The sequence below is a fragment of the Fictibacillus norfolkensis genome, assembly GCF_014836645.1.
Taxonomy (GTDB): Bacteria; Bacillota; Bacilli; order Bacillales; family Fictibacillaceae; genus Fictibacillus; species Fictibacillus norfolkensis.
This window is the reverse complement of sequence record NZ_JACSQM010000008.1, coordinates 73,074-95,619: the sequence shown is the minus strand read 5'-3', so window position 1 is coordinate 95,619 and position 22,546 is coordinate 73,074. Positions and strand designations below refer to the sequence as shown.

Below are 22,546 nucleotides of genomic sequence, written 5' to 3'. Positions count from 1 at the left end.
GGGGAGACAAACTTATGAATAAACTGAAATGGGTTGCTGCAGCTATTATGGTTATCCTCCTAGTCGTTATGAACATCGTGATTTTTGATAAAAAAGAATCAGCCGCAGTTGAAGCTCCAAGAGTTAAGACCGGTCTGTCTTCTCAAAAAGATTTTAGTAAGACACACGAAACAACGGGTGTTGCTCAGTCCAAGAACACATTTGAGATATACGAGAATGCATCTCTCGGTTCGATAAAAGAAATAATGGTATCGAAGGGGGAGACCGTTACATCGGGTCAAACTTTAATTACATATGAAAATGCAGAGATTGAAAAAGAACTTCGCAGCTTGAAACGAGACAAGGAATCAGCTGATGTTCGAAGCAGCCATTATTCTGGGCAAATAAGCGAATGGAAAAGTGAACTCTCAGATTTTGATGAAGAAAAAGACAGCAAAGATGCTAAAGTGCTTCTTCAAGAAAAATTAGCAGAAGCTGAGCTGCAAAATGACTTAGCTGAAAACGAAAGCTCCGTCTTATCAGATGAAATATCTGATCTCGAAAAACAGCTTGATGATCTTAATGTGAAAAGTCCAGCTGACGGTGTAGTTTCAGAATTAAGTGGGGTTGGTGACGATGAACCGCTTCTAACCATTGTAGGGCAAGGGAACTTTGAACTTGTTGCTGACATCGATCAGAAGATGGCGTCTCTCGTGAAGACAGGAGACTCAGTTCTAATCAAGTCCAACGGTGAAAAGATGTTGAAGGGTACTGTTCAAACTGTATTACCAGCTGATCAGAATGACTTTAAGTTAACCGTTCTCGTTGAGGATGAAGCGGCTTGGGTTGAAGGACAGACAGCTCAGATCATCGTAACAGAAAAGCTTGCAGAAAAAGCAATTAGCGTGCCTAAACAAGCAATCTTAAAAGATGATGGGAAAACGTATGTGTTAACGATTGTGAAAAACAAATTGTATAAGCTGAAGGTTTCAGAGGGTCTTGAGCAAAAGGGTAATGTTCAGATTACAAAAGGGCTTAAAAATGGTCAGGTTGTCGTACTGAATCCTTCCCCTGTGCATGTTTCAGGGCAGCCGGTCTTAAAGAAGTAATTGCTATTTAGATCTTAAATTTTTACCAATAAAAAACAAGTGGGATTACACTAGTGTTACGTTTTTTAAGAAGAAAAAGGGTTTCGCAAGTATATTACTTGCGAAACCCTTGTTTTTTTACTTAGCGTTTTTTAGTTAGTGTCTTTAATCTTTTTCGTGCTAACTTTTAGGGATTGGAGTGGAAGGGTACTGACTCCTGCGGGACAAGTGGGACAGGTGAGACCACTAAAGGAGTGTAGCGGCAGGGGGCTCACCGCCCGCCCCGCGGAAAGCATGTACCCTGGAACGGAGATCCCCGCTTTCACAATTTACGAATTTTTTGTTAACAATGACTTTATAGATGTTGTGAACACTTTTGTTGATTGTTGCTTAGGATCAAACAACGCAATAAGTAAGAAATTTTTCTCCCCTTGTGGCACTAGTTGATCTGATAATGGATCAATCGCTGTTTCTGTTACAAACGCGTGCTTGTGCATATCTTTTTCAGAAAGAGCTGGAAACCCTTCGATCATTTCAGGATATTGAGCGAGCAGTGAGAGTACTTTTGACGTTTCTTCTTTGTTCTGTGTGTTTTCCCACCATGGTTTACGCGGTTTGAACTGTTGTCTTTCTAAATAATCAAGTTTCATCAGGCTTTCTGCAACAGGAAGTGAGTGTGGTGCTGCTTCCGTTAAGAAGGCGATCAAGCGCGTATATAAGTCTTCTAACTGATGGCCGATTCTTGACCATCCACGTGTTTCCCAATAGGTCCCGAATTCTTGAAAGAAGTCAAAAGGTGATGAGAATACATGGTGTATCAAATACTTAACGGTATAATCCATTCGATGGTCGTTCCAATATTTTTCTAATACATCCTCAACTTGTTTAATACGGATAATCTCATCAAACGTTAAAACGTTGTTTCCTAAGATCTCATATGGAGAGTGATCCATATACACGTAGTCATGTTTTTCAGCTGTTAATCTTAGCCCTGTACCTCTTAACATCTTTAAGAAACCTAACTGAACTTCTTCGATGCCAAAAGCGAATACATCATTAAATGTCTTTCTGAACGAGTTGTAATCTTCCTCAGGCAAACCAGCGATTAAGTCTAGATGCTGAACGATCTTCCCGCCATCGCGCACAGTTGTTACCGTTCGAGTCAGCTTTTCAAAATTCTGTCGGCGTTGTACCAATTCATTGACAGCATCGTTTGTAGATTGAACACCGATCTCAAAACGGAACAAACCTTTTGGTGCATGTTCGTTCAAGTAATCGATGACTTCAGGTCTCATGATGTCAGCTGTGATCTCAAACTGAAAAACAACCCCTGGTCTTCTGTTTTCAATCAAGAACGAGAACATATCGAGTGCATAATCTCTCCGAATGTTAAACGTTCTGTCTACAAACTTAATGATCTTTGCTCCATTATCCATTAAGAAGATCAGATCATCTTTAACGAGTTTTGGATCAAAATAACGAACCCCAACTTCAATCGATGATAAGCAGAACGCACATGAATATGGACAGCCACGGCTTGTCTCAAAATACGTGATTCGTTTTGATAATGACTGTATATCTTCTTGGAATCGGAAAGGCGATGGGACTGTCTTTAAGTCAAGTTTTTCTCGTGGACCGTTAATTTTAGATTTTCCATCTTTTCGATAAGCAAGGCCAGCTACGGAATCAAAGCCAGCACCGTCCTGAATTTGAGTCAACAAATGCTTAAATGTTTCCTCCCCTTCATTAACAACGATAAAATCCACTTCTGGAATGCTCTCGAGCCAATGCGCCACATCGTAAGAAACTTCAGGACCACCTAAGACGATTTTAGTATCAGGCTTAATCTTTTTAAACATTTGGATAACCTTAATCGTCTCTTCAATATTCCAGATGTAGCAGCTGAATCCGAGAACGTCAGGCTCTTGGCTGTAAAGATCAGTCACAATATTAAGAGAAGGATCCTTGATCGTGAACTCTCGAATCGTTACAGGAAAATCAGGTTCGCTATACGCCTTCAAATAGCGCAGCGCAAGGCATGTGTGTATATATTTAGCATTTAACGTACTTAGTACAGTTTTCATAATTTGATAACCTCATTACTGTTACCCATCAATTGGGCGTTTTAGATGACAAACTATTTTACCATATTTTAAAAAGAATCAAAAATGAGTATTGCATTTTCATACAGCAAATTTCTTTACGGTACAAAGTCAGAACCTATATAGTAGTAATAATTACTTTGTAAGCGTTTGTTAAAAAGGAGGAATTCGGTATTGTGAAATGGGTTACAGCTGTTAGGAATAATAAGACGTTTATAGGCATCGTAAAAGAAGAAAAGGTTATCAATTTAACAGCACTTGCTGAGAGCAGGGATGTGAAGTTTCCATCAACTCTAATTGAAGCTATTTCACTTGGAGAATCAGTTTTTGGGCAAGTCGAGACTTTGATTCATTCTGATTCGGCAGAGAACCATACATATGAGTTAAATGAGATCCAATTAAAAGCACCTATCCCGCGTCCTGGGAAAAATGTATTCTGTATCGGGAAAAATTATCGCGATCATGCGATAGAGATGGGAAGCGAAGCAGACATTCCTGAAGATATCATGGTATTTTCAAAAGCTCCCACGTCTGTGGTCGGTCATGGTGATGGTATTCCAAATCACTCTTCCGTAACTAGTCAACTTGATTATGAAGGCGAACTTGCCATAATTATCGGCAAAACGGGTACAGGTATAAAGAAAGAAGAAGCAATGGATCACGTTTTCGGCTATACCATCATCAACGATATTACAGCACGTGATCTTCAGCAGAAGCATAAGCAATTTTTACTCGGAAAAAGTCTGAATGGAACTTGCCCGATGGGTCCATGGATCGTTCATCACTCTGAGGTACCAAACCCGGAAAACCTATCGATCGTGACAAAAGTAAACGGAGAAGTAAGGCAGAACGGAAACACATCTGATTTTATCTTTGACATACCGACGATGATCACAGAGCTTTCAAAGGGCATGACGCTTGAAGCTGGAGATATTATCGCGACAGGTACACCTGCTGGAGTAGGTAAAGGAATGAAGCCGCCTGTATTTTTGAAGCCCCGAGATGTTATCGAGATTACAATTGAAGGAATCGGGACACTCCGTAATGAAATAGTAGAATGAAGTCGAATTAACTAGTTACATAGAGGAGGAATTCACATGGAAAAGCTGCTTTATATTAACGGTTCATGGACAGGAAATTCTCTTGAAAAAATAGAGGTGTTCAATCCTGCTAACGGTGAAGTGGTAGGGACTGTAGCATCTTGTGGAAAAGAAGAAACAGATGCTGCGATAGATGCTGCGCACGAAGCGTTTCCGAGCTGGTCAAAGTTAACGGCTTACGAGCGCGCTGATTATCTTATGAAACTGCATGACTTAATGATCGAACAAAAAGAAGAACTAGCAGAATTAATGACACTTGAGATGGGAAAACCGTTAAAAGAATCTGTCGGTGAAGTGATGTATGCTGCTTCTTTTATTAAGTGGTATGCAGAAGAAGGTAAGCGTATATACGGCCGTACGATTCCTTCAAGTGCAGAAAATAAGAGAATGCAAGTTTTACGCCAGCCCGTAGGAGTAGTGGCAGCCATCACGCCATGGAACTTCCCAGCAGCAATGATTACAAGAAAGCTCGGTCCAGCGCTCGCAGCAGGCTGTACGTTTATTGTGAAACCACCAAAAGAAACACCACTAACAGCAATTAAATTGGTAGAGTTAGCCGATCAAGCAGGATTTCCGAAAGGTGTTATCAATCTCGTAACAGGATCTTCATCTTTAATCGGCAAAGCCATTATGGATTCCGAGAAAGTTAGAAAAGTTACCTTTACAGGATCTACAGAGATTGGGAAAAAATTGATCGAACAAAGTGCTGTGACTGTGAAAAATGTTTCTATGGAACTAGGCGGGCATGCTCCAGCCGTCGTTCTTGATGATGCAGACTTAAAAAAAGCAGTCGCTGGAATTGTAGCTTCTAAGTTTCGTAACGCAGGCCAAACGTGTATTTGTATAAACCGAGTATACGTACATGAAGATGTGTATGAAGAGTTTATAGAACGCGTGGCTGCTGAAGCTAGAAAACTAAAAGTAGGAAACGGATTGGAAGAAGGAACAGATATCGGTCCGATCATTAACAAAGACGGATATGAAAAGATCTCCGAGCACGTGGAAAATGCTGTTTCAAATGGTGCAGAGTGTGTAACAGGCGGAAAAGGAAGAGCAGATAACGGTGGGTATTATTACGAGCCTACGGTCTTAAAGAATGTTTCACAAGATATGCTGATCATGAATGAAGAAACGTTCGGTCCAGTCATTCCGATTCATAAGATCAGTAGTGTTGAAGAAGGGATCCGCCTTGCAAACACAAGTCCATTCGGTTTAGCGGCATATGTTTATACAGAGAGTATGTCCAAAGGAACTCAAGTTGTTGAAGGTTTAGATTACGGAATCATAGGCTGGAACGATGGTGTTCCTTCTGCTGCACAAGCACCGTTCGGAGGTATGAAAGAGAGCGGTCTTGGCCGTGAAGGTGGCGTAGAAGGTATGGAAGCTTATCTCGAAACGAAATACGTAAGTTTCGTATTATAAAATCTTTCTAAGAAACCAGGTGATTGTGAGATGGATCTAGGTCTAAAAGGGAAAAATGTACTCGTTCTTGCTTCAAGTAAAGGGCTTGGAAAAGCTTGTGCATTGGAATTTGCACGAGAAGGTGCAAACGTGATGCTAACAAGCCGTGATGAAGAACAGCTTTCTTTGACATCGGAAGAGATAAAGAGGGAAACAGGTACGGATGTTTTCTATAAAAAATGTGACATCACACAGCGTAATGAGATCGATGAACTTGTTGCAGCTGCCGTAGAGAAGTTTGGCAGTGTGGACGTGCTCGTGAACAATGCAGGAGGTCCTCCTGCTGGTACGTTTAATGATTTTGAAGATGAGCATTGGCAGGGTGCTTTTGAGTTAACATTACTCAGTCTTGTACGTTCCGTTCGCGCAGTTACGCCAAATATGATTAAAAACGGGGGAGGTCGCATCGTGAATATCGCTTCTTCGTCCTTTAAACAGCCGATCGACGGACTCATCTTATCAAACACTTTCCGAACAGCTATTAATGGATTATCAAAGAGTCTTTCACAAGAGCTAGGGAAAGATGGCATTTTGATCAATACCATCGGACCCGGACGAATCGGAACTGATCGAGTAGGTGAATTAGATCAAATGATGGCTGATAAAAAAGGAGTTTCCGCTGAGGACGTCAAAACTTCCATGGAAAGCGGAATTCCACTTGGCCGATACGGTGAACCTGCAGAGTTTGCTAAGATGGTCGTGTTCCTTTGCTCTGACGCAAACACCTATATAACAGGCCAGTCACTGCTGATCGATGGCGGTATGGTGAAAGCACTATAAAGGGAAGAAGCAGCTCTGGCTGCTTCTTTTTGAGTTATGTGAGGGGTATAAGTTCCAGTGCAGATGTCAATATTTGTAGACTCGTGGATAAACAGTGAAAACTTTTGGATTGAGAGCTAAAACTTCTGGATAAAGAGCTAAAACTTTTGGATTGATCCATAAAAGTTGTAGATTCATCTATCAAACTGCGGATTAATACCCTAGTGCGTATATGAAACTGGGCTCAATTGAGCCCAAAAAAAAGCTGACTCCAAAAAGAGTCAGCCTCAGTCTATGATTTAAACAGATAGTACTTTTTTGATGCGTTCGATCGCCCAATCTAAATCCTCATCAGAAATAATTAATGGCGGTGCGAAACGAATCACGTTTTCGTGTGTTTCTTTACATAACAAGCCTTGCTCTTTTAAACGCTCACAATATGGACGAGCTGGTTCGTTCAATTCAACACCAATGAACAGACCTTTACCACGAACTTCTTTGATTACTGGATTATCGATCTTCTTTAATTCATCTAAGAAATATTCACCAAGTTTAAGTGAACGTTCAACTAAGTTTTCTTCCACAAGCACGTCTACAGAAGCCACTGATACCGCACAAGAAAGCGGGTTTCCTCCGAATGTTGATCCATGAGATCCAGGATTGAACACGCCTAGTACTTCACGGTTTGCTGCTACACAAGAGATCGGCATTACGCCGCCGCCAAGTGCTTTTCCTAAGATGTACATGTCTGGCTCGATCTCTTCCCAGTCACAAGCAAACATTTTCCCCGAACGTCCAAGTCCTGATTGAATTTCATCAGCTACAAAGAGTACGTTTTCAGACTTACAAACATCAAGAGCTTCTTTCAAGAAACCTTCTCGAGGAATAACGATTCCAGCTTCACCTTGGATCGGCTCTAAAATGAATGCAGCGGTATTAGGTGTAATGGCTGCTTTTAGTGCGTCTAAGTCACCGTAAGGAATCACTTTGATCCCTGGAAGCATAGGACCGAATCCACGTTGGTAATCAGGATCAGATGACATGGATACGGCAGTCATCGTACGGCCGTGGAAGTTTCCTTCACAAACGATGATCTCAGCTTGGTTATCCGCAACACCTTTTACATCATATGCCCAGCGGCGAACCGCTTTAATAGCTGTCTCAACAGCTTCAGCACCAGTGTTCATCGGTAATACCATATCTTTCTTCGTTAGACTTGATACTTTTTCATAAAAGTCTCCAAGTTGATCGTTATGAAATGCACGCGATGTTAGTGTTACTTTGTCTGCTTGATCTTTTAGTGCTTGAATGATTTTAGGGTGGCGGTGCCCTTGATTTACCGCAGAGTATGCACTTAGCATGTCCATGTAGCGGTTACCTTCTGGATCTGTTACCCATACACCTTCGGCTACCGAGATAACGATAGGAAGCGGATGATAGTTTTGTGCACCATATTGTTCCGTTTTTGAAATTACAGTTTCCGTATTTTTCGTTTCTGTCTGTTTCAAAGGAAACACCTCTATTCTGCAAGATTTCTCACATTGCTATTATAGCAATGAAAGTGCTTACTTTACAGAGGGAACTCATTTGATTGCCTAGTTTATAGCAGTTCATGGTATAGTTATATGGAGAATTATACATAGGAGGATATATTTATGATTCATGCTCACGTAACATCATGGTTTCTAGCGTTAATTTTGTTTTTTGTAACGTATATGCTATACAAAAAAAATGCCGGAAAAAAATCAAAAATTTTGCATATGATTCTGCGCGTTCTGTACTTAGCGATCCTTGCAACAGGTGGCCACATGCTTGCTGGTTATTTAACCGACCCTGGTATCGTTAATCAAGGACCGATTATCATCAAGGGAACTTTAGGAGTTGTCCTCATCGGATTGATGGAAATCATTCTTGTACAAAGAAAACGTGGTGAGAGCCGCCTGCTTAATTGGGTGTTTTTCTGGATCACTTTATTACTTGTGTTATTCTACGGTTATTCTGTTCTTGGTTAATACTTTTAAAAGTCGCTCTTTACAGGGCGGCTTTTTTTATTTGGATAAAATATCCATCTATTGTTTTGTTAACAATGCCCTCTGTACACCGATATAAATGATAGAAACGTATCACTATATAAATGAGGTTCATTGGACAGATGAGGTGTAAGAATGAAAGAGATGGATGAATATTTAGCGCTATCTCATTTAATCAAGATGAATACGAAAGAGATGGAAGAGCTTAATGATAACTTAATTGAATCTGAACAGCGCTATAAGTCGTTGTTCGATCATAATCCAGATATGATCTATTCTATGGATCTACAAGGTTATATAACGAGTGTGAACCATGCACTCGTTCAGTCTTTAGAGTATTCAGAAGAAGAATTGCTCTCAACCCACGCACTGCAATTTGTGTGCGATGAAGATCACAAAAGGGTCGTTGAACACTTCAGGCTCGCCGTACATGATAAACCGCAAAATTTTGTTGCAAATATTAAGAAAAAAGATGGCGGGTACATTTTAAGCAGCATCACGAACATTCCCATCGTCGTAAACGATCAAGTAGTTGGTGTATATGGGATCGGAAAGAACATTACTTGGCAGCAAAAAGCAGAAGAAGAGATCGAACAACTTGCATTTCACGATTCGCTAACAGGTTTGCCAAATCGAAGTTTATTTGAAAAAAGATTAAGAGAACTCGTTTCTGAAAGTGATCCTGCGAACCACTTATTAGCTGTAATGTTTGTGGATATCGATCATTTTAAGATCATAAATGAGAGTTTAGGTCACCATATCGGAGACGTAGTGTTAAGGCATGTAAGCAATCAGCTTAGACAAGTAATCCATAGTCAAGATTTGCTCTGCCGGTTCGCTGGGGACTTATTTACGTTAATCTTAACGATTGAAAAGCCGTCTGACGTGATCGATACAGCAGATCGGATAGAAGAAGCACTTCAATTGCCGATCTATCTAGATGGACAAGAGTATACGGTTAGTACGTCGATTGGGGTCAGCATCTATCCAAATGATAGCACGAGTGCCGATGTTCTCATCAAGAATGCGGACACAGCTCTGCATAAAGCCAAAGAAAAGGGCAGAGGAAAACGTGAATTCTTTACGGGTGATATGAACGCATTCACACTTGAAAGGCTAAAGCTAGAAGGCTTTCTACGTAAAGCTGTTCAAAAAGGTGAATTAGAACCTTATTTTCAACCTCAGTTTTGTTTGAAAACGGAAAGAATTCTTGGATTTGAGGCGCTTGTAAGATGGAACCATCCTGACTTGGGCCTAGTATCTCCGATGCAGTTCATACCTTTAGCTGAAGAGATCGGCCTTATTGATGAGATCGGTCGGTTTGTTCTATTCGAGTCCTGTAAGCAGCTAAAAAGATGGCATGATGATGGTGCACCTCATCTTTCTATCTCTGTAAATGTTTCAGGCAGACAGTTTCAAAGGTTGTCATTTGTATATGAAGTAAAAGAAGCGATAGAAACGGCAGGAATATCCGCTGAATATCTGCACCTAGAATTAACAGAGAGTACGATGATACAAAATGTTCAATACAGCATCAGCATCATGGAAGAATTAAGAGAGCTAGGTGTACGTCTATCGATCGACGATTTTGGTACGGGTTACAGTTCTCTGAGTTATTTAAAAGATTTTCCGGTCGATTATTTAAAGATCGATCAAAGCTTTATCCGACATCTTAGCGATGACTTTTTTAATACGAGTGATGCGGCGATCATTAAAGCGATCATCATGATGTGTGAAGGACTTTCTCTGTCAACAGTGGCAGAAGGTGTAGAAACACATGAACAGATGAAATTACTTCAAGAGTATGGCTGTCACACAGCTCAAGGATACATAATCAGTAAGCCTATGCCGGCTTGTGAAGCGAGTGAGTTCTTAAGGACTTTCCTATTACCAAAAAACAGCACAACTCTGTAAAGAGTGTGCTGTTTTGTTCGTTCTATTTTTTCTTTTCATAATACATAAACGCAAGGGCACCGATCAGAATCGAACCTTTTACGATATCTTGTGCGTAGTATGGAACGTTTAGCATCGTTAACCCATTGAGAAGTATACCGATCAAAACGGCACCAACAAATGTACCGATCACATTTGGTTTACCTGCGCCAAACACTGAAAAGCCAATAAAAGCTGCTGCAACACCGTCCATTAATAGAGGAGCACCCGCGGAAACTTGGCCGGTTCCGATTCGTGCCGCTAATAATATACCAGCAAGAGTGGCAAAGAATGCAGATAAAAGATAAGCATACATCTTGTAACGCTGAACAGGGACACCAGATAGACGAGCAGCTTCTTCATTTCCACCTGTAATATACAATAATCTGCCGAAACGAGTCTGCTGTAGAATGACATGGACAACAATAACTGCGATCAGCATGATGATGACAGGAACCGGAACAGACCATATCTCACCTTGACCAATAAATAAGAAAGAGGGAAGGAAAACACCAGGAGCTGTTCCACCTTCTGATAAAGGCATGTTGTTGTAGATTGAAAATCCTTTTGTAAACGTAAGATGTAATCCATTAATAATATACATAACGGCTAATGTTGCGAGTAGATCTGGAAGCCTCACTTTTACAACGAAGAACGAGTTTAACAGCCCTACTAATAGACCGATTGCTATTGGAATAAGAATGGCGATGATCGTTTCTTGACGATACAGAACGAGTGCTGCAGCGCTGGTAACTGTCGCAAGGCTCGCCGTCGATCCAACAGAAAGGTCAAAGCCTCCAACGATTAAAGATATGGTTACACCGATTGCGAGCAATGTAATAATAGAAACGGAACGTAAGATATCTGTAAAGTTTTGATAACTTAAGAACTTATCGTTTGCTAGACTAAATCCGATAACGGTTAATAATATGACAAGAAGGGTGCCGTATCGGTAAAGAAAAGGAAAGATCTTTTCTTGAAGTGAGAGTTTAGTAGTGTTTATGTCGTTCTCAACGTGTTCTTTATGAACGTACTGTGCCATAATGACCTCCAGTTGCATAGTGCATAATTTTTTCAGTGGTTGCTTCATTTTTAGTTAATTCTCCTGCAATCTTTCCATCGTACATAACGAGGATTCGGTCACAAAATGCGAGCAGTTCTTGTATCTCACTCGTAAAATAGAGAACTCCTTTTTTGTTGTCAGCTAAGTTCTTGATGCATTGAAACACATCTTGCTTAGCGCCAACATCAATACCTTTAGTCGGTTCATCGAAAATATATACATCTCCGTCCGTAAGAAGCCATTTACCGATCGAAGCTTTTTGCTGATTACCCCCGCTTAAATGGTTCAGCAAGAGTGAAGATTTTTGTGTCTTGATACCGAGTTGTTTGATCCATTTTTCAGCTTCCGTTTTTTCGCGTTTTCTTTGGATAAACCCGAACTTGGTAAACTGCTTTAAGACAGGGAGGGTTAAATTCTCAACCACATTGTAATCGACAAGTATTCCTTCTTTGCGTCTCTCTTCTGGAACAAAGCCGATACCAGCCGAAATGGCTTTTTGAGGGTTCGATATTCTTATTTTTCTACCTTTCATGTAAATAGAGTCTTTTGATGGATCTGCACCAAACAATGCTCTTGCCGTTTCCGTTTTTCCTGCACCTACTAATCCAGCAACTCCTACAATTTCTCCTTCTCGAACAGATAGGGATACAGTTTCACCTGTACCTGGAACACTGAACTGTTTGACTTCTAAAAGGTTATCGCCTAGTATTCTATCTTCTTCATCGTTTAAGAGTTCAACCAATTCATTGCCTAGCATCGAGCGAACAATTTCTTCAGAAGTGCAGGCAGACGTTTCTTTTTGAAGCGTCACATACCCATCTTTTAAGACGGTTACTTTTGTCGAAAGTTCCATGATCTCAGGTAACCGGTGAGAAATATAGATAATGCCAACATTTTGCTTCTGAAGTTCACGAAGTACAGAAAACAGATGCTGAGCTTCTTTCGTACTAAGTGCAGCTGTAGGTTCATCAAGAATAATAAAAGATATATTCCGAGAAATTGCTTTTGCGATGAGTACTAACTGTTTCTCAGCTAAAGAACATTGAGAGAGGGGCATGGCAGGATCCAGTGTTAGGCCAACTCTGTTTAATAACTCTTGAGCGACTTTATATCTTTTTTTCCAGGAGAAGAAGGCAGGACCCGTGATAAAAGTATTCATCGTTACGTTCTCTGCAATACTTAAAGAAGAGACGAGGGCAGTATCTACTTCTTGAACGACCATTTCTATGCCAGCTGCTTTTGCATGTGCCGGTGTTTTGATAGTCAGTTCTTTTTCATTCAGGGTGATAATACCGCCATCGCGCTCATAATCGCCTGAGAGTATTTTCATGAGTGTACTTTTACCTGCGCCATTCGCTCCTAAAAGAGCATGGACCTCACCGCTATTTACGGTAAAGTCCACTCCTTTTAATACAATCTGTTCACCAAACGATTTTTGTATAGAAGTTAATGAGAGTATCGTCATTGTTGGTTATCCTTACGTAAGTTTTCCATCCAAGGAGATGTTCCGGCATCTGATTTGCCCCAGCCTTCTACGTACTTCCCGATCTCATCCATAGATACATTGGACTTAGGCAGATCCTCTTTTTCTACAAGGTGAGGTTGAACACTATAGATTTGTGGTGTTTCTTCACCGGCTACTTTTTGGTAGAGAAAGCGCACTTGTAATTTTCCTACATCAGCAGGATCTGTAGCAGCCGTTGAGACCCATGGACTATCACTTTCTTGCATCAGTTGCAGATCTTCGTCACTCAAGTCGATTCCATATACTTTAATCTCATCACGTCCTGCTTGTTGAATCGCACGCGTTACGCCTTTAGCAAATTCGTCCCAAGGTGCGAATACGGCATCAATGTCACCTTTTTTCGGATATTTTTGGAGCAGTGCTTCCATTTGCGATTGTGTATCAAGCGCTGTATTCTGTGTTGCAGTTCCAAAACGAGCGATCTCTTTTATCGAAGGATAACGCTTCTTGAAAGCTTCATACATAACGTTTCTTCGTTCCATCGGTGTGAAACCGCCTACCCAAACGTATACGATCTCACCTTTTCCATTTAAGTCTTGCGCCATGCTTCGTAAAGCGTTCCAAGAAAGGCTATAGTCGTCCTGGTCGATAACGGTTACACCTGGTATGTTGATGTCACTATCAAATGCGACAACAGGAATTCCTGCTGCAACTGCTTTTTTTACACTTGGTGCAATTGCATCAGCACGACCATGATCGATTAAGATTCCATCAACTTGCTGGTTAACGGCTGTTTCTACATATGCTGCCATTTTTGAAAGGTCGTTATCAGCGTTATAAATCTGTACCTCACCACCGAACTCTTCAACTTGCTTCTTTACACCACTAATATATTGAGAAGAAAAAGTACCAATAGAGAACTGGTTGATCGAAGCGATTTTTAAAGGCTTCTGAAGCTGTTCTGGAACTTTGCTGGATGTTGAAGCGGTATTTTTTTGTTTTGATTGTGACTCATTTGCGGCAGCTGGTTTGGCTTCTGTCTTTTTGGAAAGAGCATCTTGTTCATTGGTGCATCCTGTTAAGAACAAGGCCGTAGTTAGGCAAGCGGTTGCCAAGACTTTATAAGGTTTCAATATTTTCATCCTCCTTAAGTGTGGCTAGCGCTTCTCGATAATTGCCGCTCACGATCCCTTTTTCTGTAATGATCGCTGAAATGTATTCAGCAGGAGTGACATCGAAAGCTGGGTTGAATACTTTTATTCCTGCCGGTGCAATGCGAACACCGTTTAGATGAGTGACTTCTTCTTCTGGACGTTCTTCGATCGGAATATCCTCACCGCTTGTTGTTTTTAAATCCAATGTAGATAGAGGACATGCTACATAAAAGGGAATACTAAGTGCTTTTGCTTGAAGCGCAAGCCCAAAAGTTCCGATCTTGTTTGCTGTATCTCCATTCGCTGCCACTCGGTCACATCCAACGATAACGGCTTTAATATTTTTTGTTTTAAGCGTGTGGGCTGCCATATTATCTGTGATCAAGGTCACATCAATATCGTTTGCTTGCAGCTCCCATGCGGTTAAACGAGATCCTTGTAATACAGGACGCGTTTCGTTCGCGTATACAGAAAGATTCCAGCCTTGCTCTTTTGCAAGATGAAAAGGAGCTAAAGCTGTTCCATATTTGCTTGTTGCGATGGCACCAGCATTACAGATCGTCATAACAGCATCTCCGTCTTGAAGTAGTGATAAGGCGTACTCACCGATCTTTCTGCATGTATTCTCGTCTTCTTCCTGAATCAGAAGTGCTTCAGCTTCAATTCTATTTTTCGCCTCTTCTACTGAAGTTGATCGTTCGGCAGAAGCAACAACACGATCTAATGCCCAAAATAAATTTACAGCGGTAGGGCGGGAAGAGGCTAAGTAATCTCTCTGTTTTTGCAATCCCGTTAAAAACGAGGAATGATCAAGCTCTTTTTCAGAATTACTCCATAGTGCGAGTCCGAATGCTGCAGCAATTCCAATCGCGGGAGCGCCTCGAACTTTAAGTTTGGAAATTGCGTCCCATACGTGTTCAATCGTGGTTACGTTTAAGTAAACCGTGTGATGGGGAAGTTGTTGTTGATCTAATATAAGAAGATGGTTACCTCTGTATCGAACAGAAGGAACCCACTTTTCAGCCACAGTCATAATTTAAGCACCTCTAATCCAGTCAGTAAGTTCTGTGATGTTTGTAATTTTTCTCTGATTCTTAATAAGTTTTGCACCTAGCTCTAGAGCTGTTTTTTTATAAAAGAACTCGACTTCTTTTTGAGGTATAGAGTCTAGATCAGCTACATGTGCAAGTCCGATCGTTCTTCGAATGATTTCACATCCCGCAAATCCAATCGCTTCTTGAAACGTTTTTTCTAAGAAATTTTCAAGAACACCTTCGATCTTGGCAAAAGGATCAGTCGCTTTCTCGTTCCAAAGCTGTGTGAACGTATCTGTGTATGTCTCCCAAGTCTTTTCAATCGTTTGTAACAGGTAGGTTTGTAATGTTTCACGATGAAATGGCTCTTTTGTATGTGCATTCTGAGAAAGGTGATTAAGCGCAAGGTTAGCTATGAAGTGAGCGATATCAAATCCTGCTGGACCATAGAATGCAAACTCAGGATCGATCACTTTAGTAGAATCGCTCTTTACAAAAATACTTCCAGAATGTAGATCTCCATGAAGAAGAACTTCTGCTCTTGTTAAGAATGATAGTCGCAGTTGAGCTACCTCTTGTAAAAGCTCTTTGTCATTCCAAATTACATCAACTTCACTTTGAAGTTCATCAGGGAAGTCGTTCGTTTCGTTGTTGAAAAAAGGATCTGTGAATACTAAGTCTTCCGTGATCTTGCAAAGCTCTGGGTTTGAAAATCGTTTAACTTGGTCTTTTTTCTCAAACGGATGAAGGTAAAAGTCACTAGAATAAAAAGCGGTCTTAGCTGCAAACGTTCCAATGTCATCAGCAAGCTGTGTATAAATTTGACCATCAATAAGTCCTTTTCGAAGGATGACATGATCAGACAAATCTTCCATAACTGTGACAGCAAGTGTTGAATCTGAAAATAAAACCCTCGGAACCAAGTGAGGAACGGACTCAGCTTCTTTTAGTAAGGCATCGCTCTCAATTCGTGCGCGATCTAGTGTGAGCGGCCAGCTTTCTCCAACTACTTTTGCGTATGGAAGTGCTTGTTTGACGATCAGTGCTTTTTTGGAGAGTGCGCTTTCTATATGAAAAACAAGGTTTAAGTTGCCATCTCCAATCTCTCTAACATGCAGCTGGTTTTGTTCGGATGCATCGAAAAATGCTAAAGGTTTTACCACATCAAGGACAGTCAATTCATTTAACGGTTCATATGTAGGTCTTACTTGTACGCTCATTTTTGTTCCCCCCGGAAAGTTTTTTACAAATAAAAAGAGCCTCTTTTCGTATAAGAAAAGAGGCTCGGAATGATGATTTCCCGTGCCTCTTATCTTAGCAAAACAAAATGTTTTGCCGGAATTAGCACCGTGCCATACGCTGACTTAATCAGCGGCTCCCCATAGAATGCGGGCGCCCCATCTTACAATGGTATTACGGTCGGTTGCTGGGTTTCATCGGGCCATATCCCTCCACCTGCTCTTGATAAGAGACCAAAATTATTCGTTTTTTAATGCGCAACAATATTCACGCAATTCATAATCGTTATACTACAACGTTGTATGAAGATCTGTCAACACTAAATTTTAAAATTAAGATTAATACAGGTCTGTTCGACGATCGTTAAACACAGGAACCTTTATGCGTACTTCGTCTACCAATTCAGGAGAGATCTCTGCTGTAAGGATCTCTTCATCGTGCACCGATCCTTCGGCGATAATATCTCCCCACGGATCAATGATTAAAGATTGACCTGCGAAGGTATTTTTAGGGTCGCTGCCTACTCGGTTACAGGCAATAACGTAGCACTGATTCTCTATAGCACGTGCAGTAAGCAATGCCCTCCAATGGGCTTGTCTTTGAATCGGCCATTCGGCAGGAACGAATAAAATCTTAGCCCCGTTTAAGAAAGGTGCGCGAATCCATTCAGGAAAACGGATGTCGTAACAGATAGCAAGAGTGGAGAGGTTGCCGTCGATTGTAAACAGATTACTGTTACTTCCTGGTGAGATATATTTTTCTTCTTCCATAAGTGTAATCAGGTGAGCCTTTGAATAGGTGCCAACATGTTCACCATTTCGGTTGTAAGTGAGTGATGTATTGTAAACATTGTTACTTTCACGATACGCGATAGATCCGCCGACAATATTAATATCCAGCTCTTTAGATAATCGACTTAACCATTCCTTTGCTTTTTTACCATCATGATCACTAATCTCATCTAATCGAGAAAGATCATATCCTGTATCCCACAGTTCTGGCAGAACGATTGTATCAGGTTTGTGCTGTTGAACCGCTTCTCGGATATTATTTTCTATGTGTTCATAATTTTTCTTAGGATCGCCATAATGTATATCAACTTGAATACAGGCAATTTTCATGATTGTACCCTCCAGATTGTAAAAAAAGTCTTTACAGAATTTCCTTAAGCGTATAACATAACTGATTAGAATTTCAAGAACATTCAAATTAGACTGGAAGTGATCGTCGTGAAACGATTTGAGCAGGCAGAAGTGATGGGGAAGCTGCCGGAGCAATTTTTCGCCAAACTTGTAAAAAAAGTATCTTACTACGTGGAAAAAGGCTATGACGTTATAAATCTAGGACAAGGAAATCCTGATCAGCCCACTCCACAGCATATTGTAGATGCATTAAAAGAGGGAGCAGATCGACCTGAATTTCATAAGTATTCACCGTTTCGCGGTCATGGATTTTTAAAGCAGGCAGCTGCCGATTTTTATAAACGAGAATATGGGGTCACACTTGATCCTGAGAAAGAAGTAGCCGTACTTTTTGGTGGGAAAGTAGGTTTAGTAGAGTTATCACAGTGTTATTTAAACCCAGGAGATGTCGCACTCGTTCCAGATCCAGGATACCCCGACTATTGGTCAGGTGTAGCAATGGCTGGAGCTACAATGGAGACCATGCCTTTAAGAAAAGAAAATGACTTTCTCCCGAAGTATGATGAATTACCTGAGACAGTATTGAACAAAGCAAAGCTTATGTTCTTAAACTATCCGAACAACCCGACTGCAGGTGTTGCCACTGAATCTTTTTTTAAAGAGACAGTGGAACTCGCTAACAAACATGATATACTCGTGTGTCATGATTTTGCATATGGAGCTGTCGGATTCGATGGGCAAAAACCGGTTAGTTTTCTACAGATCGAAGGAGCAAAAGAAGTAGGGATAGAGATCTATACACTTTCCAAAACCTATAACATGGCAGGCTGGCGCGTTGGTTTTGCTATTGGAAACGAATCTGTCATCGAATCCATCAATCTACTTCAAGATCATTTTTATGTAAGCTTGTTTGGAGCGGTCCAGCATGCAGCAGCTGAGGCTTTGAACGGGTCACAACGATGTGTGGATGAACTGGTAGATACATATGAACGACGCCGAAATGCATTCATCGGACGTTTGAATGAAAACGGATGGAACGTGGAATCGCCAAAAGGTTCATTCTTCTGCTGGCTGCCTGTACCTGAAGGGTATACTTCCGAAACGTTCTCAGATTATTTGCTTGAGAAAGCACACGTAGTAGTCGCACCAGGAATCGGATTCGGAAGCGAAGGCGATCGATATGTACGTGCCGGTCTTTTAACGTCTGAAGACCGTTTGATTGAGGCTGCAGATCGAATTGCTAAATTAATTTAAACCACTCCTTTGAGAATTAATTGGTAACTGGTGTTTACCTCCACTGACATTTGATTGTAGTGCAAGATGGGAGACTCCTGGGGGACGAGTGTGGCAGGTGAGACCCTTAAAGGCGCAAGCGGCAAGGGGCTCACCGCACGCCCCCCCGGAAAGCGAGCATCTGGAACGGAAATCAAATCACTTTCAATACATTGAAGGAAGAAGATAGGGTTGACAGATCCTTCATACCCTGTCATAATCACAATTAAAATTATATTCTAACAATTTGCACTCTTATTAAGAGCAGGTGGAGGGACTAGCCCGATGAAACCCGGCAACCATTCAGTTAATTTAGCTTAACTGAAAACGGTGCTAATTCTTGCAGTCGAACGTTTGGCTGAGAGATAAGAGGAAGCGGAACTGTCAATATGTAGACACCCCTTCCTCGTGAAGGGGTTTTTTGCGTTTTTGAAAGGAGAACGACGAACATGAGTAAAATTACAGCTACGTACTTAGTACATGATAAAAAAGAGAATCTACACAAAAAAGCAGAAGGCATCGCACTAGGACTTACAGTAGGTTCTTGGACAGATCTTCCCCAGCTTGAGCAAGAACAGCTAAAAAAACATAAAGGTATTGTTGAAGAGGTAACTGAACTTCCTGAAGATCCGCGTGCTGATCAATTTTTAGGAAGTAAAAGAACACGAGGCTTGCTTAAGATTTCCTATCCATCAGCAAACTTTTCAAATGATATTCCAGCAATTCTAACGACGGTATTCGGTAAGCTTTCGTTAGATGGTGAGATCAAGCTCGTAGATTTAGAGTTTGATAGAGAGCTAGAAAACCAATTTCCAGGTCCGAAGTTTGGGATAACAGGAATCCGAGATATCTTAGACGTACATAATCGTCCACTTGTTATGAGTATTTTTAAAGGGGTACTCGGAAAAGATCTGTCATTTTTCAAGCAGCAATTATATGAGCAGGCTTTAGGTGGGGTAGATCTTGTGAAAGATGATGAGATTCTTTTTGAGAATCCACTTACTCCTTTTGAAGAAAGAGTGAAAATCGCTAAAGAAGTATTAAAGTCTGTTCACGAGCGAACAGGTGAAAAGACGCTCTACGCAGTTAACTTGACAGGCAGAACGAGTGAACTTCGAGACAAAGCGAGGCGAGCAGCAGAATTAGGAGCTAACGCATTATTGTTCAACGTTTTATCCTACGGACCAGATGTATTGCAAGAATTAGCAGAAGATAAAGAGGTTCCGCTTCCAATCATGGCACATCCTGCATTATCCGGAGCTATCGGATCATCGTCTCTCTACGGAATTGGTTATTCCGTGTTACTAGGCAAACTGCTTCGTTATGCAGGAGCCGATCTTGTGTTGTTCCCATCACCATATGGAAGTGTGGCACTTGATCGTAAAGAAACGTTAAGCATTGCGGATGCTTTAACAACTGATAGTATCTCATTAAACAAGTCGTTTCCTGTCCCATCAGCTGGTATCCATCCAGGTTTAACACCGGTTTTATACAATGACTTCGGATTAGACAGTGTTATAAACGCAGGTGGTGGCATACATGGTCATCCAGATGGAGCTGCTGGTGGAGCGCGCGCTTTCCGTCAAGCTATTGACGCAGTTGTTAAAGGAGAAGACTTTGAGAGCTTTGCTGAAAAACATGCAGAACTACAAAAAGCATTAGAGCTTTGGGGCGGTGTTCCTGTAAAATGACAACTCAACACCAATCGGTAATCTTTTGTGATTTTGATGGGACTGTTACCGAAAAAGATAACATCGTCGCGATCATGGAAGAATTTTCACCTGAGGGCTGGCAGCCGATCGTTAATGAAATCTTGAATGAAACGATCTCGATTCGTGAAGGTGTAGGAAAGATGTTTTCTAGAATTTCTTCGGATAAAAAGGAAGAGATCATTGAATTTGTCCTAACACGTTCTAAGATCAGAGAAGGCTTTCAGGAATTTATTCAATTTACTCAAAGTGAGAGAATTCCATTATACATCGTTAGTGGAGGCATTGATTTTTTTGTTCACCCTGTTTTAGAGAACAAGCTAGAGGCAGCCAACGTTTTTTGTAACGCCAGTGACTTTACCGGTGATACGATAAAGATCACTTGGCCGAATGCGTGTGATAATCAGTGTGACAATGATTGTGGTTGCTGTAAACCTTCTGTTATCAGACGCCTAGAAGAGAAATATCAGGGAGCAGAAAAGATTGTAATCGGCGATTCAATTACAGATCTACAAGCTTCTAAAATGGCGGATGTTGTATTCGCAAGAGATTACCTTATTAAAAAATGTGAAGAAAACCAAATACCATACACACCATTTGAGACGTTTCATGACATCATTCATGTTTTAGAGAAAAGAGTTGTAAAAAGTTGAGTAAACAACAGCGTTGGAATGAGCTTGCTGATGTAAAGGATGAGCTGGCTTCACGGGATTGGTTTCCTGGTACAAGTGGTAACGTATCTATTAAAGTAAGTGATTCCCCGCTCGCCTTTTATGTTTCTGCAAGTGGAAAAGATAAAACAAAACGTACTTCAGAAGATTTTCTTTTAGTGGATCAATATGGAAAACCGATAGAAGAAACACACTTAAAAGCTTCAGCAGAAACAGGTATTCATTGTGAAGTCTACCGATTAACGGATGCCGGCTGTTGTTTACACGTTCACACCGTGGATAACAACTTAATCTCTGAGTTGTACGGTGATGTTGGAGAGATTACATTCCAAGGTCAGGAACTGATAAAGGCTTTTGGAATATGGGAAGAAGAAGGAAGTATAACGGTTCCTATCGTTGAAAATTATGGTGATCTCTCCAAGCTGTCAGAAGCAGTGGGTGCGGTTATAAAACCTGATACAAAAGCTGTTTTGATTCGTAATCATGGTATTACCGTATGGGGCAGAAATGCTTTTGAAGCAAAGAAACACCTAGAAGCTTTCGAGTTTCTATTCTCTTACCACATCAAATTACGAACTTTAAACGTTTTAAATAAAAATCAATCATTTGGAGGCGTTATAAATGGCACAACTACGATTTCATGATAACAACGAAAGAATTGAAAAACAAAGCGAGGTAGAATCGTACTTAAACTCACAGGAAGTTATTTACGAAAAGTGGGACATTGAAAAACTTCCATCCCACCTTCGTGAAAATTTTTCGTTAAGTGATGAGGACAAAGCAGAAGTGATTCAAACCTTCCGCAGTGAGATTGATGATATTTCTGAGCGCAGAGGGTATGTAACAGAAGATGTTATCTCCCTTTCTGATGCGACACCAAACTTAGATGAGCTATTGAAAAACTTCTTAGCGGAACATCATCACACGGATGATGAAGTACGCTTTATCGTTTCTGGACATGGAATCTTTGCCATCGAAGGGCCCAACGGAAGATTCTTCGATGTTGAACTTGAGCCAGGAGACCTTATCTCCGTTCCTGAAAATTTCCGTCACTATTTCACGCTGCAAGAAGATCGTAAAGTAGTAGCGGTCCGCATATTCAAATCAAAAGAAGGCTGGGTACCGATCTACGATAAACAACCGCAAGAAGCACAATAATAAAAATTTTTGCACACCATTGAAATGAAATGGTGTGTTTTCTTTTGTAATGAAAGAGTAAATGGTGGTTTAGGCGCTCGTCCAGCGGCTGACAAGCACGATGGACGAGCGCCATACAGAAAATACGAGCGCCATACAGAAAATACGAGCGCCATACAGAAAATACGAGCGCCATACAGAAAATACGA

The 22,546-nt window shown here is 40.9% G+C and carries 19 protein-coding genes and 2 riboswitches; of the genes, 11 read left to right on the top strand and 8 right to left on the bottom strand.

Going from position 1 to position 22,546, the window contains the following annotated elements:
* The first annotated feature begins 14 nt into the window (after positions 1–14).
* The gene (locus H9648_RS16570; protein WP_191754916.1) at positions 15–1,088 is read left to right on the top strand and encodes an efflux RND transporter periplasmic adaptor subunit; all 1,074 of its coding nucleotides are present in this window, start codon (positions 15–17) and stop codon (positions 1,086–1,088) included.
* 308 nt (positions 1,089–1,396) lie between these two features.
* On the opposite strand, the gene H9648_RS16565 is transcribed toward H9648_RS16570, so the two are convergent.
* Entirely contained in the window at positions 1,397–3,151 is a 1,755-nt protein-coding gene (locus H9648_RS16565; protein ID WP_191754915.1) for a B12-binding domain-containing radical SAM protein, read from the bottom strand.
* Between the two features lie 194 nt (positions 3,152–3,345).
* Between H9648_RS16565 and H9648_RS16560 the strand changes: the two genes are divergently transcribed.
* The 3 genes from H9648_RS16560 to H9648_RS16550 are packed head-to-tail and all read left to right on the top strand — an operon-like array spanning position 3,346 to position 6,510.
* Positions 3,346–4,230 (top strand): fumarylacetoacetate hydrolase family protein, encoded by an 885-nt coding sequence (locus H9648_RS16560; RefSeq protein WP_191754914.1) that lies wholly within the window; start codon positions 3,346–3,348, stop codon positions 4,228–4,230.
* Between the two features lie 36 nt (positions 4,231–4,266).
* A complete protein-coding gene (locus H9648_RS16555) occupies positions 4,267–5,691 on the top strand; it encodes an NAD-dependent succinate-semialdehyde dehydrogenase (protein WP_191754913.1) in 1,425 nt (474 codons plus the stop codon).
* 30 nt (positions 5,692–5,721) lie between these two features.
* A complete protein-coding gene (locus H9648_RS16550; protein ID WP_191754912.1) occupies positions 5,722–6,510 on the top strand; it encodes an SDR family oxidoreductase in 789 nt (262 codons plus the stop codon).
* A gap of 278 nt (positions 6,511–6,788) precedes the next feature.
* On the opposite strand, the gene H9648_RS16545 is transcribed toward H9648_RS16550, so the two are convergent.
* Entirely contained in the window at positions 6,789–7,997 is a 1,209-nt protein-coding gene (locus H9648_RS16545) for an ornithine--oxo-acid transaminase (RefSeq protein WP_137789912.1), read from the bottom strand.
* A gap of 147 nt (positions 7,998–8,144) precedes the next feature.
* Here H9648_RS16545 and H9648_RS16540 point away from each other — a divergent pair, with 147 nt between their 5' ends.
* Entirely contained in the window at positions 8,145–8,501 is a 357-nt protein-coding gene (locus H9648_RS16540; protein ID WP_066392958.1) for a DUF1516 family protein, read from the top strand.
* Positions 8,502–8,654: 153 nt separating this feature from the next.
* On the top strand, positions 8,655–10,433 hold the full coding sequence (locus H9648_RS16535) for a sensor domain-containing protein (RefSeq protein WP_191754911.1): 1,779 nt from the start codon (positions 8,655–8,657) through the stop codon (positions 10,431–10,433).
* Positions 10,434–10,455: 22 nt separating this feature from the next.
* On the opposite strand, the gene H9648_RS16530 is transcribed toward H9648_RS16535, so the two are convergent.
* From H9648_RS16530 to H9648_RS16505, 6 genes are all read right to left on the bottom strand, one after another.
* The gene (locus tag H9648_RS16530) at positions 10,456–11,493 is read right to left on the bottom strand and encodes an ABC transporter permease (protein WP_144701226.1); all 1,038 of its coding nucleotides are present in this window, start codon (positions 11,491–11,493) and stop codon (positions 10,456–10,458) included.
* Positions 11,474–12,979: a sugar ABC transporter ATP-binding protein gene (locus H9648_RS16525; RefSeq protein WP_191754910.1), complete on the bottom strand. Its 1,506-nt coding sequence runs from the start codon at positions 12,977–12,979 to the stop codon at positions 11,474–11,476. Before H9648_RS16525 ends, H9648_RS16530 begins: the two co-directional genes overlap by 20 nt.
* On the bottom strand, positions 12,976–14,121 hold the full coding sequence (locus H9648_RS16520) for a sugar ABC transporter substrate-binding protein (RefSeq protein ID WP_191754909.1): 1,146 nt from the start codon (positions 14,119–14,121) through the stop codon (positions 12,976–12,978). Before H9648_RS16520 ends, H9648_RS16525 begins: the two co-directional genes overlap by 4 nt.
* Entirely contained in the window at positions 14,099–15,166 is a 1,068-nt protein-coding gene (gene mtnA, locus H9648_RS16515; protein ID WP_225218950.1) for an S-methyl-5-thioribose-1-phosphate isomerase, read from the bottom strand. The genes H9648_RS16520 and mtnA overlap by 23 nt, the downstream gene beginning before the upstream one ends.
* 3 nt (positions 15,167–15,169) lie before the next feature.
* Positions 15,170–16,387: an S-methyl-5-thioribose kinase gene (mtnK, locus tag H9648_RS16510; RefSeq protein WP_191754908.1), complete on the bottom strand. Its 1,218-nt coding sequence runs from the start codon at positions 16,385–16,387 to the stop codon at positions 15,170–15,172.
* 86 nt (positions 16,388–16,473) lie between these two features.
* Positions 16,474–16,638: riboswitch (SAM riboswitch) on the bottom strand.
* Positions 16,639–16,744: 106 nt separating this feature from the next.
* The gene (locus H9648_RS16505; protein WP_404825762.1) at positions 16,745–17,614 is read right to left on the bottom strand and encodes a carbon-nitrogen family hydrolase; all 870 of its coding nucleotides are present in this window, start codon (positions 17,612–17,614) and stop codon (positions 16,745–16,747) included.
* A gap of 21 nt (positions 17,615–17,635) precedes the next feature.
* Here H9648_RS16505 and H9648_RS16500 point away from each other — a divergent pair, with 21 nt between their 5' ends.
* The 5 genes from H9648_RS16500 to H9648_RS16480 all read left to right on the top strand — a co-directional run bounded on the left by H9648_RS16500 (position 17,636) and on the right by H9648_RS16480 (position 22,358).
* Entirely contained in the window at positions 17,636–18,802 is a 1,167-nt protein-coding gene (locus tag H9648_RS16500; protein ID WP_191754906.1) for a pyridoxal phosphate-dependent aminotransferase, read from the top strand.
* A gap of 270 nt (positions 18,803–19,072) precedes the next feature.
* Positions 19,073–19,192, top strand: a riboswitch (SAM riboswitch).
* Positions 19,193–19,269: 77 nt separating this feature from the next.
* Positions 19,270–20,511 carry a 2,3-diketo-5-methylthiopentyl-1-phosphate enolase gene (locus tag H9648_RS16495; protein ID WP_191754905.1) on the top strand — a complete coding sequence of 414 codons (1,242 nt, stop codon included), beginning with the start codon at positions 19,270–19,272 and terminating at the stop codon, positions 20,509–20,511.
* Positions 20,508–21,182, top strand: coding sequence for a 2-hydroxy-3-keto-5-methylthiopentenyl-1-phosphate phosphatase (locus H9648_RS16490; protein WP_191754904.1), 675 nt, complete (start codon positions 20,508–20,510; stop codon positions 21,180–21,182). The genes H9648_RS16495 and H9648_RS16490 overlap by 4 nt, the downstream gene beginning before the upstream one ends.
* Positions 21,179–21,844 carry a methylthioribulose 1-phosphate dehydratase gene (locus H9648_RS16485; RefSeq protein ID WP_191754903.1) on the top strand — a complete coding sequence of 222 codons (666 nt, stop codon included), beginning with the start codon at positions 21,179–21,181 and terminating at the stop codon, positions 21,842–21,844. Before H9648_RS16490 ends, H9648_RS16485 begins: the two co-directional genes overlap by 4 nt.
* Complete coding sequence (locus H9648_RS16480; protein WP_144701207.1) at positions 21,822–22,358, top strand: 1,2-dihydroxy-3-keto-5-methylthiopentene dioxygenase; 537 nt, start codon at positions 21,822–21,824, stop codon at positions 22,356–22,358. The genes H9648_RS16485 and H9648_RS16480 overlap by 23 nt, the downstream gene beginning before the upstream one ends.
* Positions 22,359–22,546 lie beyond the last annotated feature (188 nt).

What these genes read in the sequence shown, in the direction of transcription:
- H9648_RS16570 (WP_191754916.1), top strand. Translation starts at nt 15, where the DNA reads ATGAATAAACTGAAATGGGTTGCTGCAGCTATTATGGTTATCCTCCTA.
- H9648_RS16565 (WP_191754915.1), bottom strand. Translation starts at nt 3,151, where the DNA reads ATGAAAACTGTACTAAGTACGTTAAATGCTAAATATATACACACATGC.
- H9648_RS16555 (WP_191754913.1), top strand. Translation starts at nt 4,267, where the DNA reads ATGGAAAAGCTGCTTTATATTAACGGTTCATGGACAGGAAATTCTCTT.
- H9648_RS16550 (WP_191754912.1), top strand. Translation starts at nt 5,722, where the DNA reads ATGGATCTAGGTCTAAAAGGGAAAAATGTACTCGTTCTTGCTTCAAGT.
- H9648_RS16540 (WP_066392958.1), top strand. Translation starts at nt 8,145, where the DNA reads ATGATTCATGCTCACGTAACATCATGGTTTCTAGCGTTAATTTTGTTT.
- H9648_RS16535 (WP_191754911.1), top strand. Translation starts at nt 8,655, where the DNA reads ATGAAAGAGATGGATGAATATTTAGCGCTATCTCATTTAATCAAGATG.
- H9648_RS16530 (WP_144701226.1), bottom strand. Translation starts at nt 11,493, where the DNA reads ATGGCACAGTACGTTCATAAAGAACACGTTGAGAACGACATAAACACT.
- H9648_RS16525 (WP_191754910.1), bottom strand. Translation starts at nt 12,979, where the DNA reads ATGACGATACTCTCATTAACTTCTATACAAAAATCGTTTGGTGAACAG.
- H9648_RS16520 (WP_191754909.1), bottom strand. Translation starts at nt 14,121, where the DNA reads ATGAAAATATTGAAACCTTATAAAGTCTTGGCAACCGCTTGCCTAACT.
- mtnA (WP_225218950.1), bottom strand. Translation starts at nt 15,166, where the DNA reads ATGACTGTGGCTGAAAAGTGGGTTCCTTCTGTTCGATACAGAGGTAAC.
- mtnK (WP_191754908.1), bottom strand. Translation starts at nt 16,387, where the DNA reads ATGAGCGTACAAGTAAGACCTACATATGAACCGTTAAATGAATTGACT.
- H9648_RS16495 (WP_191754905.1), top strand. Translation starts at nt 19,270, where the DNA reads ATGAGTAAAATTACAGCTACGTACTTAGTACATGATAAAAAAGAGAAT.
- H9648_RS16490 (WP_191754904.1), top strand. Translation starts at nt 20,508, where the DNA reads ATGACAACTCAACACCAATCGGTAATCTTTTGTGATTTTGATGGGACT.
- H9648_RS16480 (WP_144701207.1), top strand. Translation starts at nt 21,822, where the DNA reads ATGGCACAACTACGATTTCATGATAACAACGAAAGAATTGAAAAACAA.